Annotated in this window: 16 protein-coding genes and 1 pseudogene; 9 read left to right on the plus strand and 8 right to left on the minus strand. The window is 52.2% G+C overall.

The window, feature by feature from the left end; all coding sequences use genetic code 11:
* The first annotated feature begins 74 nt into the window (after window positions 1–74).
* On the plus strand, window positions 75–1028 hold the full coding sequence (locus AB9F27_RS09340) for a GlxA family transcriptional regulator (protein ID WP_335586037.1): 954 nt from the start codon (window positions 75–77) through the stop codon (window positions 1026–1028).
* 21 nt (window positions 1029–1049) lie between these two features.
* Here the strand turns inward: AB9F27_RS09340 and AB9F27_RS09345 are convergent, their stop codons facing one another.
* Window positions 1050–1952: an alpha/beta hydrolase gene (locus tag AB9F27_RS09345; RefSeq protein ID WP_369757666.1), complete on the minus strand. Its 903-nt coding sequence runs from the start codon at window positions 1950–1952 to the stop codon at window positions 1050–1052.
* Between the two features lie 523 nt (window positions 1953–2475).
* Here AB9F27_RS09345 and AB9F27_RS09350 point away from each other — a divergent pair.
* Complete coding sequence (locus AB9F27_RS09350) at window positions 2476–3636, plus strand: exo-alpha-sialidase (protein WP_335586894.1); 1161 nt, start codon at window positions 2476–2478, stop codon at window positions 3634–3636.
* A 71-nt stretch (window positions 3637–3707) separates the two neighbouring features.
* Here AB9F27_RS09350 and AB9F27_RS09355 read toward each other — a convergent pair whose 3' ends face one another.
* The gene (locus AB9F27_RS09355; RefSeq protein WP_369757667.1) at window positions 3708–5054 is read right to left on the minus strand and encodes a DHA2 family efflux MFS transporter permease subunit; all 1347 of its coding nucleotides are present in this window, start codon (window positions 5052–5054) and stop codon (window positions 3708–3710) included.
* A gap of 90 nt (window positions 5055–5144) precedes the next feature.
* Here AB9F27_RS09355 and AB9F27_RS09360 point away from each other — a divergent pair, with 90 nt between their 5' ends.
* Complete coding sequence (locus AB9F27_RS09360; protein ID WP_335586892.1) at window positions 5145–6053, plus strand: LysR family transcriptional regulator; 909 nt, start codon at window positions 5145–5147, stop codon at window positions 6051–6053.
* A 264-nt stretch (window positions 6054–6317) separates the two neighbouring features.
* On the opposite strand, the gene AB9F27_RS09365 is transcribed toward AB9F27_RS09360, so the two are convergent.
* A complete protein-coding gene (locus tag AB9F27_RS09365; protein ID WP_335586891.1) occupies window positions 6318–6758 on the minus strand; it encodes a hypothetical protein in 441 nt (146 codons plus the stop codon).
* Between the two features lie 590 nt (window positions 6759–7348).
* On the opposite strand from AB9F27_RS09365, the gene AB9F27_RS09370 reads away from it, so the two are divergent.
* Window positions 7349–7648, plus strand: a complete 300-nt coding sequence (locus tag AB9F27_RS09370; protein WP_335586890.1) for a hypothetical protein — start codon at window positions 7349–7351, stop codon at window positions 7646–7648.
* 3 nt (window positions 7649–7651) lie between these two features.
* On the plus strand, window positions 7652–8428 hold the full coding sequence (locus AB9F27_RS09375) for a methyltransferase domain-containing protein (RefSeq protein WP_335586889.1): 777 nt from the start codon (window positions 7652–7654) through the stop codon (window positions 8426–8428).
* A 163-nt stretch (window positions 8429–8591) separates the two neighbouring features.
* Here AB9F27_RS09375 and AB9F27_RS09380 read toward each other — a convergent pair whose 3' ends face one another.
* Entirely contained in the window at window positions 8592–9266 is a 675-nt protein-coding gene (locus tag AB9F27_RS09380) for a gamma-glutamylcyclotransferase (RefSeq protein ID WP_335586888.1), read from the minus strand.
* A gap of 865 nt (window positions 9267–10131) precedes the next feature.
* Between AB9F27_RS09380 and AB9F27_RS09385 the strand changes: the two genes are divergently transcribed.
* The 3 genes from AB9F27_RS09385 to AB9F27_RS09395 all read left to right on the plus strand — a co-directional run bounded on the left by AB9F27_RS09385 (window position 10132) and on the right by AB9F27_RS09395 (window position 11997).
* Complete coding sequence (locus tag AB9F27_RS09385) at window positions 10132–10500, plus strand: Arm DNA-binding domain-containing protein (protein WP_335586887.1); 369 nt, start codon at window positions 10132–10134, stop codon at window positions 10498–10500.
* Complete coding sequence (locus AB9F27_RS09390; protein WP_335586886.1) at window positions 10448–11215, plus strand: site-specific integrase; 768 nt, start codon at window positions 10448–10450, stop codon at window positions 11213–11215. Before AB9F27_RS09385 ends, AB9F27_RS09390 begins: the two co-directional genes overlap by 53 nt.
* A gap of 290 nt (window positions 11216–11505) precedes the next feature.
* Window positions 11506–11997, plus strand: a complete 492-nt coding sequence (locus tag AB9F27_RS09395) for a fasciclin domain-containing protein (RefSeq protein WP_335586885.1) — start codon at window positions 11506–11508, stop codon at window positions 11995–11997.
* Window positions 11998–12423: 426 nt separating this feature from the next.
* On the opposite strand, the gene AB9F27_RS09400 is transcribed toward AB9F27_RS09395, so the two are convergent.
* The 3 genes from AB9F27_RS09400 to AB9F27_RS09410 form a co-directional block, all read right to left on the minus strand.
* A complete protein-coding gene (locus tag AB9F27_RS09400) occupies window positions 12424–13059 on the minus strand; it encodes a DUF3047 domain-containing protein (protein ID WP_335586884.1) in 636 nt (211 codons plus the stop codon).
* A 29-nt stretch (window positions 13060–13088) separates the two neighbouring features.
* Entirely contained in the window at window positions 13089–13385 is a 297-nt protein-coding gene (locus AB9F27_RS09405) for a hypothetical protein (protein ID WP_335586883.1), read from the minus strand.
* A 553-nt stretch (window positions 13386–13938) separates the two neighbouring features.
* Window positions 13939–14067 carry a hypothetical protein gene (locus tag AB9F27_RS09410; protein ID WP_335584944.1) on the minus strand — a complete coding sequence of 43 codons (129 nt, stop codon included), beginning with the start codon at window positions 14065–14067 and terminating at the stop codon, window positions 13939–13941.
* A 293-nt stretch (window positions 14068–14360) separates the two neighbouring features.
* On the opposite strand from AB9F27_RS09410, the pseudogene AB9F27_RS09415 reads away from it, so the two are divergent.
* Window positions 14361–14489 (plus strand): annotated as a pseudogene (locus AB9F27_RS09415) (integrase); the annotation flags it as partial.
* A 324-nt stretch (window positions 14490–14813) separates the two neighbouring features.
* Here the strand turns inward: AB9F27_RS09415 and AB9F27_RS09420 are convergent.
* Complete coding sequence (locus AB9F27_RS09420; RefSeq protein ID WP_335584943.1) at window positions 14814–15251, minus strand: pentapeptide repeat-containing protein; 438 nt, start codon at window positions 15249–15251, stop codon at window positions 14814–14816.
* Between the last annotated feature and the right edge of the window lie 61 nt (window positions 15252–15312).

Below are 15312 nucleotides of genomic sequence, written 5' to 3' on the forward strand. Positions count from 1 at the left end.
CGATGCTTAGGAAGAATTCTAAAGGGTGCAATAGGGCAGATACTTTACATAAAATGCCATAATATGTACGAATCATGCCAGATAAGTCACCAACCTTCTGTTTCCTACTGTTTGATGGATTCTCAAACATGGTGCTCGCCAGCGCTCTTGAGCCGCTGCGCGTGGCGCATGGCCTTCCCACGGGGCCGGATTTCACATGGGAAACGGCGAGTGTTTTTGATCAGCCCGTTCAAAGTTCCAGTGGCCTTCAGATCACACCGAGCCTCGCTTTGGCGGAGGTGGAAAACGTCGATTATTTGATCTTGGTCAGCGGCTATGGGGTTCGCCAACACGCGACACCAGAGGTGTTTTTAAAGCTGCATCAGCTTCGCAACAGCGCGCGTCATATTGTTGGAATTGATACCGGCGCTTGGCTCATGGCTGAGGCGGGGTTTCTAGAAGGTCACGAGGCCACCATCCACTGGCAGGAAATGAATGCATTTGGCGAAAGGTTCCCCAATGTAACGCTCTCTGAGGACCGTTTCGTGCAATCGGGAAACCATATTACATGTGGCGGGGCCTCCACCGTCATGGATATGATTTTGAAGCTCATTCAGGATCAATATGGGGCCGCCCTCGCCTTTGACGTCTCAAATATGTTTGTGTTTGATGTGAACTGGAAGTTTGGGATCAACCAAGGGGCGGGGCTGATGAAAACCGCAGGATCACCTGCCCTGCGCGCTGCTGTTAACACCATGGCGGACAATATTGAGCACCCCATTTCCCTCTCGGATATTGCCGATGCCACCTCGACATCCCTGCGAAGTTTGAACCGCATTTTCTTAAATGAGCTGCAAATGCCGCCCGGAAAATACTACCAGCTTCTGCGATTAACGCGTGCGCGGGACATGGCGGTGGAAACACACCTCTCGGTAATTCAGATTTCGCTCCTGACGGGCTTTTCTTCGGCTTCAGCGCTTAGCCGCGCCTTTTCCATGCACTATAAAATGCGCATCAGTTCCGTGCGTAAACGAAAACAGGTTCTTTAGATACCAGTGCGAAGGGGCTGTTCAGGCAAGAAATACCCGCGCCGCCGCAATGATCGCAGCAAAACTGTCGCGCGCCCTCTGACTTCGGTGGCGAGCCCGTAAATACCCATGGATAAGCTGCGGCTCGTTGCGCCAACTGGCCTCTACGCCCGCGCTGCGCAATTTCGCAATATAGGCAGGCCCCTCATCGCGCAAGGGATCCACATCCGCCGTGACGACAAAGGCAGGCGGTAAGTTGGCAAAATCCCGCGCCCGAAGAGGCGAAAGCTCGGGGTCGTCTTCATCCTGACAATCGCCCTTATAGAGGGTTTCATAATGCGCCAAATCGACAGTCCGAAGGAGCGGAGCCTCCGCGTTATCCACAAACGAAGGCAACGTCTTGTCGCCGCCAAGCCCCGGATAAATCAAGATCTGTGCCAGTGGCATTGGCCCCCCGACCCTGCGCAAACGCAAACACAGCGCCGCACTAAGTCGCGCCCCCGCACTATCGCCAACAACGATGGCTCCTCGCCCATCTGCGGTTAATTTCCGCCAAACCGTTTCGACATCATCCAACGCCGCCGGATAGCTATGTTCCGGACACAAACGATAATGACTGGACCAAACCTCGACCCCCGTCGCCGCCGCAAGTTCCGCGCAGACGTCATCGTGACTGTCCAACGACCCCACGACGAAACCACCGCCGTGCGTATAAAGTATTGCCCCCTTGCCGGAAGTTTTCGATCGGTATTGGCGCACAGGAATACCGCCAACTTCGATATCTAGAACCGCTACACCTTCGGGGTGCGGCGCCCAAAATACCGCGCACATGGCATCATAATACATGCGGTTTTCCTCCGGTGTGGCCAGATTGGCCTCGGACGGGTATGCCGCTTCTGTATCTGCGATGAATTTTAAAACCTCTGGGTCGGTGACTTGTGCCATCAGCGCTCATTTCTTTTCATATATTTAGGTGCCGCGCGAAGTCTGCCTTCGCTCTCTACAATGCGATTAACTGCGTTACACAATGCCGATCCGCGTTGGCTCCGACTATAGAATGCTAAACTTTGACGACAACAATCATCCAGTGCGGTTATCGGCCTTTATTCCATGGTGAGGCGTGCCAATAACGAAACGCACACGCCCCATTTTTCACCCCACCTTTAATGTCTCCCATCGCGGGCGACGTTCATTGCATAGTCATCAACAAATCTCAGTACAGAGTCGACAATTAATCTCGGTTGCGCGGCATGCTGGCACATAGTGTTCCCCCTTTTGAGTTCTTGGCGACTTTTCATCTCCTAGGGCTGAATCAAACGGAGTTTATTCCGTAAAGTTTCTGGGTCCGCAATTTCACACATATCGCGTACCATCGGCGCGGTCCGAGACGGGTACGACGACAAATTTACACTAGGCGCTTGGGGGCGTGATTGCTATTATGTGTGTAGTTCTAGGGAGTGTAAATCTCATGTCTGTAAACAATATCAATGTACTTGTTGGCACGACCAAGGGTGTTTTTCTATTGTCTGGCGGCACCGACCGCGAGGGCTGGAAGGTGCGCGGGCCTTACTGTGACGGCTGGCCAATTAACCACGTTGTGGGAGATGCCAAAACCGGGACGCTGTGGGCTGGTGGTGGAGGTGATTGGCACGGAGCGGGCATTTGGCGCTCAACCGATGGCGGTGAAAGCTGGCAGGTCACCCGCTTATCAAAAGGCAAGATGGACGAATGGGCCGCCAACGATCCAGACTTCGCCAAGATGATCGGCTGGACCGATGAGGCGCTGCCCTTCACGGATGATTTTTCTCAGATATGGTCGCTAAACTTCAGTCACGGCAAGCTTTACGCGGGAACCAAACCTGCGAACCTGTTGGAAAGTAAAGATCGTGGCGAACAATGGACCAAGGTTGAGGGGCTCACGGATCATCCTTCGGTTGAAGCGTGGATACCTGGAGCCGCGGGATTGGTGCTGCATACAATCGTGCCTGAGCCGTCGAACCCGGAGAAACTCTGGGTCGGCATATCCGCCGCAGGTGTCTTCGCCACAGAGGACGGCGGTACCACGTGGGAGCGCCGCATTCGCCTTTCAAACGCTGAAGCCTGTCAGGGGCATGACCATCCCGCCGCGCCCCAAAACGGTGAACTTGGGCATTGCGTGCACAATATGGTGCGGGCGCCGGGGCGCGAAGATGTGCTTTATCAGCAGAACCATCACGGGGTCTGGCGTTCCTCAAATGGCGGGCGTAGTTGGGACGACATTAGTAACGGCCTACCGTCGCTCTTTGGCTTCCCGATCGCGGTCCATCCGCGCGTTCCCAACACGGTCTGGACCCTCCCTTTGAATGGCGACAGCAAAGGACGCTTCCCGCCCGATGCTTCAGCGGCGGTATGGCGTTCGCAGGACGGTGGGCAAAGCTGGCAGGATATGCGTCAGGGATTACCGCAAGACGCGTGTTATTTCACCGTTTTGAGACAGGCCATGGCCACGGACACCCGCACCCCAGCGGGGGTCTATTTCGGGACAAACTCTGGCTCGGTCTTTGCCAGTTCCGACGAGGGCGAAACATGGCAAGAGATCGCGCGACATCTGCCGACAATACTTTCGGTGGAAATCTTAGACGGCCCATAAAGAGCTAGGTCCCCTTGCTCCTGCAATAGGATGGCTTGCGGAGCATTGCTTTTGCTATGAAAATTATCCCTTCATTTCACGGCAGGGTTCAAACTGACCTTCATCGCGATGGCACCGAGGAGGAAGCTTGCGCTGATTGTTGCCAATGCCACGCTTGGCGATGCCGTGGCAATCAGAGTTCCAAGAACGGCCACGCCGAAAGCACCGCCAGCCTGACGCGCGGTGTTGAGCACTGCGGATCCGACGCCCGCTCTTGCGGACGGCACGTTCTCAAGGGCTGTGGCCACGATGGCAGGCAGTGTCGCGCCGCCAATTCCGATCAGCAGGGAACCAAGCAGGAAGATTGTGGACGTAAAACCTCCGAAAACCATGAGCGCCGCGCCAACCGCGCCAATGCTCAAGGTTATCATTCCTGGAAGGGGCGCCCCAAACTTTGCGACCATACGGCCAATCGCATAGGCTACGATGGCTGTGGTGGCTGTCATGGGGGCGAACTTAAGTCCGACAGAAACTGGCGCGGCCCCATCAGCCTGAAGGATGATCGATAGCGAAAATAATGCGCCGTAGTAGGCAAAGTTGTAGAGGAACGCGGCCATGATCGCACCAGTGAAGGCGCGTGATCTAAAAATCTGGAATGGCAGCATGGGATCGACGTGGCGTCGCTCTATTATCACGAAGGCCGCGACGGCCACCACACCGACGACCGCCGTCGCCAGCACGGGAAACGACATCCAGCCCAATTCCTGACCTTCCGTGGCCGCGAAAACTAGTGCGATGAGGGCCAACATGCCAAATGTCTGACCAAGCGGATCAAACGCACGTCGCTGCTGGTCGGGGTTTCCAACAGACATTGAAGCCGCAATATAAGCCAAAAGCCCAACAGGCAGGTTCAAAAGAAAGATCGCGCGCCACCCTAGAGTTCCGGCAAGAAAGCCACCCAGCAAAGGCCCGGCCACCAGCGCCACGGCCGAAATCGCGCTCCAAGTTCCAAGGGCGTACGCGCGGTCTTTTGGGTTCGGAAACGCATGCACAAGGAGTGCCATAGAACTTGGAAGGATCGCAGCGGCCCCGATACCTTGAATGGCCCGTGCCGCGATCAAAACTTCCGTAGAGGGCGCAAGGCCGCACAACGTCGATGCTCCCAAGAAAAAGAGGAGCGCCGCGAGGAAGACCCTGCGTGCGCCAAGCCGGTCGGAAAGCGCCCCCGAGGACAGGAGTAAACCAGCAAAGACCAGCGTGTAAGCATTGGTAATCCATTGAAGGGCTGACAACCCAGCGCCCAACTCCTCTGCAATTGTGGGCAAAGCCACATGCAAGGCCGTCGCGTCCAGCGTAATCATGAACGAACTCGCGCCAAGTGCAGCAATCGCAACGGCGGGGGGTAAACTGCGGGTGGTTTCAACTGAACAAGTGGTCATGGCTGTCTCCTTTTCCATGTTCTACTGGCACAACGATCATACAAGTGATACTTATGGAGAAAGATAGTGGGTATAAGTAGGACTTATAGTATGAATTTATCGCAAATCCGTGTGCTCGTGGCCGTTTCGGATACAGGTAGCCTCACCGCTGCCGCCCAGAGGTTGGGCCTGTCACAATCGGGTGTCAGCCAAGCCTTGGCGGCACTTGAAACCCATCTTGGGGTCATGCTCATATCTCGGACACAACGCGGTGCTGAAGCAACGGCGATTGGCGACGAGGTTCTCGCAGAAGCGCGTGATGTGCTTGCCAGTCTTGACCGGATCAAACGCGCCACCGATTTGGCCCGTGGCGTTGAACAGGGGCGCCTGCGGCTTGCGGCGTTTCCGTCTGTTTTTCACACACTTCTGCCGCCGCTTCTGCGCCGCTTTCAAGAATTACATCCGGGCATTGAGGTCGTGACATTAGAAGCCAGTGATACCGAAATCGAAGCTTGGCTCGCCGCAGGCACGGTGGACCTCGGGGTGACCGCCGTCGAAAGCTATAGCGCCACCCAATTCCCGCTGGGGCAAGACGACTGGGTGGCCGTCCTGCCTTCCGGCCACGCGATCGCGACGGCGCCTATTCACAGCGTCTCTTTGGCGCGCCTCTCAAATGAGCCATTTATATTGGCGACGGGCGGGTGCACGATCCACGCGGGAAGCCTTGCGGAGACCCTCGGTTGTGGGTTGCAAGACGTTCGGATGGAGGTGCGCGACTGGATCAGCTCCTTCGCCCTCGTGCGCGAAGGATTGGGCGTCACAGTGGTGCCAGAACCCACCCTGCCCTCCGACCGTCGCGGCATAAGGGTTCTGCCGTTAAAAGAAGATTTGCACCGGTATTTTGCGCTCAAACCTTCATGTCTGGCCGAAAATAACCCCGCGGTATCGGCTTTCCTAAATCTAGCTCGATCACAGGTTAAGATGCTGCAGACTTCGAATTCGGAAAAATTGCTCGTTTAGCTCGAAGTGGGTCGCACGCAAATTATCTAACGACAACTTAACACCTAAAAACGTTTATTTTCACAACGTTAGAACTCACAGTTCAGAAAGAACCTATGGGCGTAGTTTCGCGCCCGTCAGCGCGCCGTAACTGCAACGAACGATGAATTCAGATTTCACATGGTCGTCGAACTTCAAGTCCCCTTTTCCCACGTGAGCAAAAAGGGGACTTTAGCGCCAAGTTATGACTGTAGTGGTGGTTTTTTGAACAAGCGTATGTCTCTCTTAGGGCCGCTCGACAACTACATATGTCCCAGCTTCAATTTGGTACCAATTGTACCCATCATAACAATACTGAACCCCCTGAACCACTTCCACAGCACAGCTTGGAGGTTCCGACGTTAACGCGGTACCAATTGCCATTCCTGCGACAATCCCGAGCGCGATTCTCGCGGCATCGGTGTGATGATCGTAATGGTGATCGACATCGTGGGAATGATCATCTTGATAGTGGTCATCATGGTGATCGTCATGGTAATGATCCGCCCCACCACCATGTCCGCCGCCATATCCACCACCATGTCCGCCGCCGCCATGCCCACCACCTCCGTGTCCGCCGCCACCATGTCCGCCGCCGCCGTGTGCCATACCGACCGAATATTGAGCGAATAGCAGCACTGTAGAAAGGGCCGTTATAGATGAAATTTTAAGTACAGTTTTGAACACAGGTTTTCTCCTAGGTTTAAATCTTCGCCAAGTTTAATTCAGACGGGTCCAACGACATCAAAAGTAATGGTTCTATGACCGAAACAGACCCTCGATACTTGTAATACCACACTTTAGCCTATTCAAAGTCTTTGTTGAAATGTTTACGCACTGGCATCCCCCCACGCAGAACGATGCCCCTTTCAAACTGGCCGACATGCGGCGACCGCTCAAATCGGCAAGAAGCCCCACCTAGAAAAATGCATGTAAGCCATCGACGGCCCGAGCGTTGCCTTGCCTCCTTCAACCCCTGAAATCACCGTGAACTAGGGGATAAAATACGCCGCGGATTAGGGCATAATCCAGACAAGAGGATTAAAAACAGTTCAGAGCGCCTATTGATTTTCATATTCAAATATATCGGCAAATGATTGGCGTAACTCCGCAATTCGAACTCGGCGCGACCGATCGCTTTTGTCGCAGTTGTTCTACTCTGCGCCACGATAGCAACGGCGAAGGCCCCTCAAGCTGACTTAGTCCTAAAAATATGCTATATTACCTTAAGTTGGTAGGTATTTGATGGCAAAGGCGGCGATTGGGAGGCTTGCGATATGATCATCCGAATATTTCAAGTGGTTGCGAGATCGGGTAAAGAGGAGGAGTTTAGTAAATTCTTCCACGAGACTGCGATCCCAATGATGCGCGCAACAAAAGGCATCGTCCAAGTGTTGCCCGGCGCCCCTCGTCCGGACTCTCCAAGGGAATTTAGTTTTGTGATGGTTTGGGACAGTCTGGACGCATTAAAAGCCTTCGCCGGTGAAGACTATCAGAGCCCCCATATTGACCCTGCCGAGGCCGAATTGGTCGAAACTCGGAGGATAACGCATTACGACCTCGTTGAGGCGGGCTAAGCGATGTTGGAGTTCGACGCCAAAACAAACCGATTGCTGGAAGTCGCCTATCAAGGGGCGGATGTCACCCGAAGACGCCAAGCGTCCTTTGATGCCCTGCAACCTGCCCCTGGCGAAACCATTCTGGATATCGGCTGTGGCAATGGTCTTCTAACATTGGAGTTAGCGCGGGCTGTTGGAACCGCGGGAAAAGTGGTCGGTATTGATCCAAGCCCTGATATGCGAACGGCTGCGATTGCGCGGTGCAAAGAGTTTGAAACCGTCGATATTTTGGATGCTCAAGCCATCGGAATACCGATGAAGAATGGGAGCGCCGACAAAGCGGCCTCAATACAGGTGTTCGAATATGTGGAGGATTTGCCCGCCGCATCAAAAGAGGTCTTTCGGGTGCTGCGCAAGGGGGGACGATTGGCGATTGGGGATCTCCATCTCGATAGTCTGATCTGGCACAGTGATGATCCGGATCGCATGGCGCGGATGATTGCAGCTTGGGACCACCATTTTGTGGAGCGGCGTATCCCCGCGGTTCTGCCTTCGTTTTTACGGGAGGCCGGATTTGTCGTCGACGAGATAAGGCCCGTGACCGTCTGCGATTATGTTTTAAAAACAGACGGGCTGGCAAATTTGATGATGCACGTCATGGAAGCCTACGTCGTAGGCCAAGGCCACATTTCTGAAAATGAGGGTCGCTTATGGAGAGAGGAACAACACGCTCTTGCAAAAAAGGGTCGCTTTTTCTTTTCGATCACGCATTTCGTCCTTTGCGCGCGAAAGCCTTGATTCCTTAAGGTCAACGCGTCCGCAAAACCTCCGTTGGGACGTTTTTAGGTTTTAATTGCTGTCGCCACAGTTCGAGAGCACGATGTTTTGCCCTGCCCTTACTGCCTACCCTCGATTAGTTTCAACAGCATAGATTTTGGTCCGCTTACACATTGCGGGGTGGTCAACGGCTCAATCGTGCGGCCACCAACTTCTGCATCTTCCAAAGATAGCCATCATGAATACCGCGATCTTCCAAATGCTCCACCGTGCTGCGTAGGTACTCGGCCATTGATCCGCGCTCCCCGGCCGCCGTCGCAAGCGCCTCGACAATTACGTCTTCCGCGAGGTCTGGAAGATAAGCTGGGTGCGACGTATCGAGCACGACAATAAGGGCGCGAATTGGGCCACTGTCAGTACGGACGTCGGCCCATTTCATATGCAATTTCTCCCACTGGATCGGGTGTTCACGGCGCACTACTCGTTCGAGGTTTTCTCTGAGGGTCACATTGGGCAATCGAAAGGCCACACCGCGGCAAGATCCTCCACTTTCAAGGCCCAACATGATGCCGGGTCGTTCTGGAGTGCCGCGATAGATCCGCACCCATCCGAGGCAAAAAGAACGTCGATAGCCAGCAAGTGTGCCCAATCGCTCTTCCACGAAATCAAATTCTGGGCTCCAGATTAGCGAACCATAGGCAAATATCCAGACCTCACCTGAAGGGGGTGCGCCGGCCAACAATTCCTCAACAGCGCCTGCATAATCTACGTCCGTCGGCAAATCGTCCCGTGAGGAGAGTTTTCCGCTTTCTCCTTCAAACGGAGGAACGCGGGAGACAAGCTCCTTGGTTAAATGCATTTGGTGGGGCTCCATTGCTTGTTACTCCATTTTATTGTCACAACTTTGCGTATTAGAAATCGCGGGGAAAGAGGGCCATAAATACCGTCGCGCCCTCTTTGCTGCCGCAGCTAAAACAGTCCAATAACAAAAGTTTAGTCAGAGTCTCTCGCCGAAAGCTATTTTGCAAATAGAGTGAAGCGATGCCGCGTAATCTCTCTTATTATATGCCTTAAACAGTATCTGGCAACATTTTTTCTGCTCCAAATACATTGACGCATTGGTCTGGATTAGGCAGAGGCGCATTCGCGCTGGGCCAGATTTCCTGAGGTAATTCCTCCTTGGTGAGGGCACTCCTGAATATCTGCCAACTCATGCAACAGGTGCCTGCAGCCTTTTCACCCACATCACCCTCACGCCGGACAGGGTTTCCTTAGCCATTGAACGGGCTGTAAGATTTTTGGCTATGGAAACGCTTGTAGGGGGCCAAAACGTAGAAACCCACGCGAAGATGGCTTGCCATTTATCAATGGTCGGGAGTGACAGGTTTAGACTATGTTTTCCATTTTCAAGAATAAAAACTTCAATTTAGATAGGATAGTCGGGTCACAAAAATGGTACAAGATTAAGCAATCCTGACGACGGCAAGTACGAAGGATTGCAAGGCACGGCCGCCACAGTTCATTCAGGGGAAACACTCTATGTGTTTCTGCTCCGACGTGTACAAGTCAACGGTGATGTATCGTCGTCGTGCACGGGCAGACGTAACTCAAATCCCAGCAAATCTAACACGCTGCCAGTATTCCTGCCTTCCCTTGTATAGTATGTTCGTCTTATTCTTAGGAATTTCGCGTTTAGGTGGGGGACGTTTTGGGGTATTTTAAGAATGCCACAAAAGAACTTAAGGCGACCCGAGAAAGCATTGTCGCCAAGGTTCGTCGAAACCGTGAACAAACTGGGCAAATATTTCGATGGGCAAGGCTTGTTTCTCCGCGTGGCAAAAAACGGTGCGCGGCAATGGGTGCAGCGCATCACCATTCGTCGTAAAAGATGTGAAATTGGGTTGGGCAGCCTGCCCACAGTATCATTAGCGACTGCACGCAAGCTTGCATTTAAAATTCGCGGCAAGGCTATGCTCAGGGGAGACCCTTTGGCCGACAAGCGCAAAACGCGCAAGGTTTTTACCTTTGCAGAAGCAGGATTTGGAGACCACCGTACAGGATGTGTTGCGCGTTCTGGAACCGATTTGGCTTGAAAAGACGGAAACCACACCACGTCTGCGCGGGCGGATCGAGAACGTCCTATCGTGGGCGACTGTGGCCGGACACCGGTCTGGAAACAACCCCGCGCGCTGGAAGGGCAACCTGTCAAAAATCCGTCCCAAGCCCACAAAGGTCGCCAACTCCAATCACCAACCGGCGCTGGCCTTAGGTGGTGTACCCCGCTGGTGGGTGAGCCTTGGACAGCGCGACGGGATGGCTGCACGCGCGTTACGGTTTCTTAGGCTCACCGCTGCACATTCAGGTGAGGTGCGTGGAATGACGTGGGATGAACTCGATATCGGCGAAGACGCTATTTCTAGCATGCCCACTGTTTGGAGCATTCCGGCCGCTCGCATGAAAAACGGCAAGCTGCATCGTGTGCCGCTGACAGAAGAAGCCGTAACCCTTCTTGATGCTTTGCCACGGTTCAATGACACACCTTGTTTTCAGCGCCTCAAGGCGGCATGCTATCGGATATGTCGATTTCGGCCGTCATGCGGCGAATGCAGGACGGCTGGTCGGTTTGAATGTCGCGAACGGCCCCAAGCGGCCGTTGGGCAGATTTGCGACAAATGGCGGCTAGTTGGCTGTTGCTGTGAAAACAATGGGCGGGATTGGCAACGTCCACGGACCTTTTGTTTCTTATATGGATTTGACTTAATCGGTCATCGCCGCTCGGATGTTGGTCAGCGCGTCGAGTTGCCGTGAAGGTATAAATATTGCCCGCCGTTTCATCGTGCCAGGCAATGTATGCCACAGTGCCGCCTATTTGCGTAACATCCAATTCAAAGTTCATACCCAGATCAGAGCTTTCCTCGATTTCTGCGAAACACTTTGCAATTTTTTACTGCCAAGCCTGACTGTTCGTTTACTAACAATACTTTTCGAGACTCCGTTCGAAGCTGTTGGAGAGCGCTCATCAAAATTTAAAATATAAAAATGATCCATTTTTGGATGCGATGCGTAACCCATACATTAAATCAAATGGGAGATAGATTATGAAACGAAGAAATGCGCTGAAATCGATTGCCGCAGTTGGACTGATTGCGCTGACAGCAGGCTGCTCGACCGGAAATATGAAGGGCGATGACATTGTTGATGTTGCATCATCTAACAGTGATTTTACGACTCTTGTAGCAGCGGTTTCGGAAGCTGGACTCGTCGAAACACTTAAGGGGGACGGACCATTTACTGTTTTTGCTCCGACCAACGAAGCATTCGCAGCGTTGCCAGCTGGTACAGTTGAAAGCCTTCTAAAACCAGAGAATAGGGATCAACTTGTCTCCATTTTGACATACCACGTTGTGTCTGGGTATTACTCAGCAAGCGCTCTTTCGGGGAGCAATGGACCTTTGACGACGGTCCAGGGTGGCACAATTAGTGTTAACGGGTTGGACGGAGTTAAAATCAACGACTCGACTGTAATTATTGCGGATGTTCCTGCGTCCAATGGAGTGATCCACGCGATAGACAAAGTGCTCTTACCCTAAAAGGCAAGTACAATTTGAAGTGGAAGCCCCGATGGTTTTCGGGGCTTTTTTTTTTGCATTCGTTTTTCAATTTCATAGAGCGTCGATTTACAGGAATTAATCCTTTGAACAACGAGAATTTTGCGTTTGGATTTGTTTCAAAATATGAGAGAACAATTATTACTGGTCCTGCGGTTCTGGAAAATCCGTCTTTATCGAAGGTGCCCTTCGAAAAGTAGCGGGGACCAACCTGTACTGCGCTTATTGTCGAATGCTGCATTCGCAGACACAGGGCGACGTGGTCTTCTCTTAGGCCCCCAGCCTTTTTATCTAACTGAAACTCCTCGCGCATTAAGGCAAGCGCTCGCTACCAAGAAAAAGTGATACTCGAGTTTTGGGCCCGTATGACAAGACAAGATAGGAAAAAATCGCCATCGGAAGACTTTGCTATTCGAGACGAAGGTCTTGCAGGCCTGCGCGTACCATTGTCTTTGTATCGTCGCTGTCGGATGATACGGCGAGGCCGACCAGAACGGTTTTTGGCTCACCGAAAGCCCTTTTATAGTCTGCAGCCAGATCTACGCTTTCGCCAAATTCACCAGTCCCCGCGGATCGAAGTATGATCGTTTTCCCGCGCATTCCCAAGTAGGGTGACGGAACAATGTCGCCCCGTGCGTAATTGCCCCCCCAAACATACATCAAGATACGAGCGTCATTCACCTTTAGCAGTTTTCGAATATTGGAATTTCGGTTTTTTTCAGCAACCTCAGGCGGCACAAACACAAAGTAGAGCGCAAGATTGCGATCGTCACCGCCCTTTTTCGAGAGCGTCGTGGGAGGAACACTGTTATCGACGGACCAATTCCACTTCGCGGTAACTGCACTACTGTCCGAGGCGGGCAGTCGAGTCCATAGCAGCGATACTGAGCCGTCCGATATCACCCTTACGCCTTGGCGCGACTGAGTCCACTTGTTGCTGGAGAAAAGAGAAAACTTCTGTTCAATCCAGTTTCCAAAAAACATGGCGTGTGTTTCAGTAGCGGTCAAACCAAACGCCAGAACAAAAATGAGTATTGCCTTCATTTACCCCGCCCTATTTGTGATCCAAGGATTTACTCGTGCTCACCATCAGAGCGGCGACCTGAACCCTTTGTGAATAAATTCGGTTTCGTCGCTGCAGCGGTATAAGTCGCGACCGTAATCGCTGCGGCCCCTATCAATACTGTATGTCCAATAATGCTCGCAGCAAGTACCGTGTAGCTTCCGATTGCGACGGCAAAAGCAGCGGCCCACATTAGCCCCAACGCTTGCAGAACATAATGCCGTGTCGAGACATCTGAAATGTGACGAAGCGGGCTTACTTCAGAATTAAATATGAAGTTCCATCCATTGACCAGTAACTGTCTCATTTTACTTTCCTTCCAATCTAGGCATTCCTGAATTTGAACACCGTTAATTAAAACTTTCTGACTAAAATTTAAACTCATCTACATTACGGGCAAATAGCGTTTTCGGATCACTTTTAAAATCATCAAGGAATGTGGCTTCTCCAAGAGCCTGTGGGGGTACGGAGTTGCATGCGCTTCTTTTAGCAAAGCCGACGTTCACGAAAATTGCAGCGAAAGGCCGCATTCCGCCCAAACTGACCATGTCTGCTCACTGCCCAGAGCGGCCACTCATCGCCATAGTGCAACTTCCCTGAAGCAGACATCATTTAGGATGTCAAAAAATTGGTTTCACCGGTTCAGTTCGGTACCTCTTTTTGAACTCACGGAGCACCATCTCAAGCGTCGCCTCAAAAATGCTCTGGTCAAACATCATCGTTTTCTTTGGCTCGTGGAGATAGCGCCAGTCTACGAATGCGTCTTTGTGCTGTGAAAGAATGTCGCGAATACCATAATCGACGAAAACGACGCTAGAATGAGGCGAATTTACCGATCGTTTAAACGCGTCATCGAGCCGCTAATGACTTTCAGGCAGCAAGCCATCAAACAGCTTTAACAGATCATGTGACTTGATGACTTTTGGATCGTCGTGATCGAAAACGAACCACGCCTTTAGCGCCAATTCCATCGACAGCGCTAACAGCATGGGCTCTACACCAACATGCCCGAGATCACTCCAGTCATCAATCTCTTCAAAACGCTGATCTGGAAAGCTCTTCGTTTTTTTGCAAAATCGCCTTGGAGGCATCACTAATCCGGATTGCCGTTGATAATCGAGCGCTCATTTTGGTTCCCGTTGTTTGTCCATTCCCAAATTGGAAGCCGAGCAGAGCTAACTCAAGAGGATAATTCCATGGATTTCGGCCCAAAGCACTTTAGCTCAATGGATTAAGCGCCATAGTTGATAGAGCGCAATACCAGACGCAGGCACGGCCAGAGACGGCCATCCACCGTAAGACAGGCAATCTTCGCGCGGTCCAACTTTTGCTTGGACATACCAAGGTGGACAGCACGGTGCGGTATTTAGGTGTCGAGCTTGAAAATGCGTTGAGAATTGCCACGACGATCGGCTTTTTGCCGTTCGTCTTTCCGGGCAGATCTTGCATCAAGGCTGGGTCAGTGACTACTCAGAGCCCACCTATCCAGTTTTCCGAAACGTACTGAATGAACGCTGTTTCGCACGTCAGCCGCCATTTCAAGAATTTATTGTACCGTTTGTGTCTATTTGGGGCCACCATCCCCTTCCGTTGACCTGGCCTTTGCCGACGTCCAAAATTGTCAAGTGTTCCACCGGCTGGCTTGAGGGCAGGTATTTGTAAGTTTACCGATCACGGGATGAGCACAACCGGACTACGCAAAGCATCGATCCCCATCGGATATTCTTTTGCACAATCAGTTGCAGTCTGAATTGTCCATTAAATCGTTGGGCATCTGGGTATTGCAGAGCAGTGCCGGTTGGAGGTCAGTATTCTCCATCAAGGCACCCTCAAACACAGCACCGCGCAAATCGGCACCTTCAAAGGATACATTGATAAGGGTTGCACCGGTAAAACTTGCACCTCGCAGGTTGGCAGACGCAAAATTTACGTCTCGCAACACAGACCCAATAAAGACCGCGATACTGAGTTGAGCCGCGTGAAAATCAACCGCGCTCAAGCGTGATTCCTTGAGGTTTATTCCCGTCAATCTGAGTTCGGAAAAATCCACGTCTTCGAAGCTGCACCCCCTGCAATTTCCGAGCATTCGCATTTCTTCCGACTTGTCGGCGTCTTGGGCGTAAGCGAAGTTAGCGATCACAAACATTATCATGACCATTGCCGTTTTTATCATTTTTGATCTCGAGTCCGCTCACGCGCAAATGTTTCATTTCAGGCCTCACAAGATTTATTTG

It is taken from the genome of Falsihalocynthiibacter sp. CO-5D18, assembly GCF_041205445.1.
In the GTDB taxonomy this organism is placed as follows: domain Bacteria; phylum Pseudomonadota; class Alphaproteobacteria; order Rhodobacterales; family Rhodobacteraceae; genus Falsihalocynthiibacter; species Falsihalocynthiibacter arcticus.

Excerpts from the sequence above, each read along its gene's own strand:
- AB9F27_RS09340 (WP_335586037.1), top strand. The coding sequence starts at position 75 with ATGCCAGATAAGTCACCAACCTTCTGTTTCCTACTGTTTGATGGATTC.
- AB9F27_RS09345 (WP_369757666.1), bottom strand. The coding sequence starts at position 1,952 with ATGGCACAAGTCACCGACCCAGAGGTTTTAAAATTCATCGCAGATACA.
- AB9F27_RS09350 (WP_335586894.1), top strand. The coding sequence starts at position 2,476 with ATGTCTGTAAACAATATCAATGTACTTGTTGGCACGACCAAGGGTGTT.
- AB9F27_RS09355 (WP_369757667.1), bottom strand. The coding sequence starts at position 5,054 with ATGACCACTTGTTCAGTTGAAACCACCCGCAGTTTACCCCCCGCCGTT.
- AB9F27_RS09360 (WP_335586892.1), top strand. The coding sequence starts at position 5,145 with ATGAATTTATCGCAAATCCGTGTGCTCGTGGCCGTTTCGGATACAGGT.
- AB9F27_RS09370 (WP_335586890.1), top strand. The coding sequence starts at position 7,349 with ATGATCATCCGAATATTTCAAGTGGTTGCGAGATCGGGTAAAGAGGAG.
- AB9F27_RS09375 (WP_335586889.1), top strand. The coding sequence starts at position 7,652 with ATGTTGGAGTTCGACGCCAAAACAAACCGATTGCTGGAAGTCGCCTAT.
- AB9F27_RS09380 (WP_335586888.1), bottom strand. The coding sequence starts at position 9,266 with ATGCATTTAACCAAGGAGCTTGTCTCCCGCGTTCCTCCGTTTGAAGGA.
- AB9F27_RS09385 (WP_335586887.1), top strand. The coding sequence starts at position 10,132 with ATGCCACAAAAGAACTTAAGGCGACCCGAGAAAGCATTGTCGCCAAGG.
- AB9F27_RS09395 (WP_335586885.1), top strand. The coding sequence starts at position 11,506 with ATGAAACGAAGAAATGCGCTGAAATCGATTGCCGCAGTTGGACTGATT.
- AB9F27_RS09400 (WP_335586884.1), bottom strand. The coding sequence starts at position 13,059 with ATGAAGGCAATACTCATTTTTGTTCTGGCGTTTGGTTTGACCGCTACT.
- AB9F27_RS09405 (WP_335586883.1), bottom strand. The coding sequence starts at position 13,385 with ATGAGACAGTTACTGGTCAATGGATGGAACTTCATATTTAATTCTGAA.
- AB9F27_RS09410 (WP_335584944.1), bottom strand. The coding sequence starts at position 14,067 with ATGCTGTTAGCGCTGTCGATGGAATTGGCGCTAAAGGCGTGGTTCGTT.
- AB9F27_RS09420 (WP_335584943.1), bottom strand. The coding sequence starts at position 15,251 with ATGATAAAAACGGCAATGGTCATGATAATGTTTGTGATCGCTAACTTC.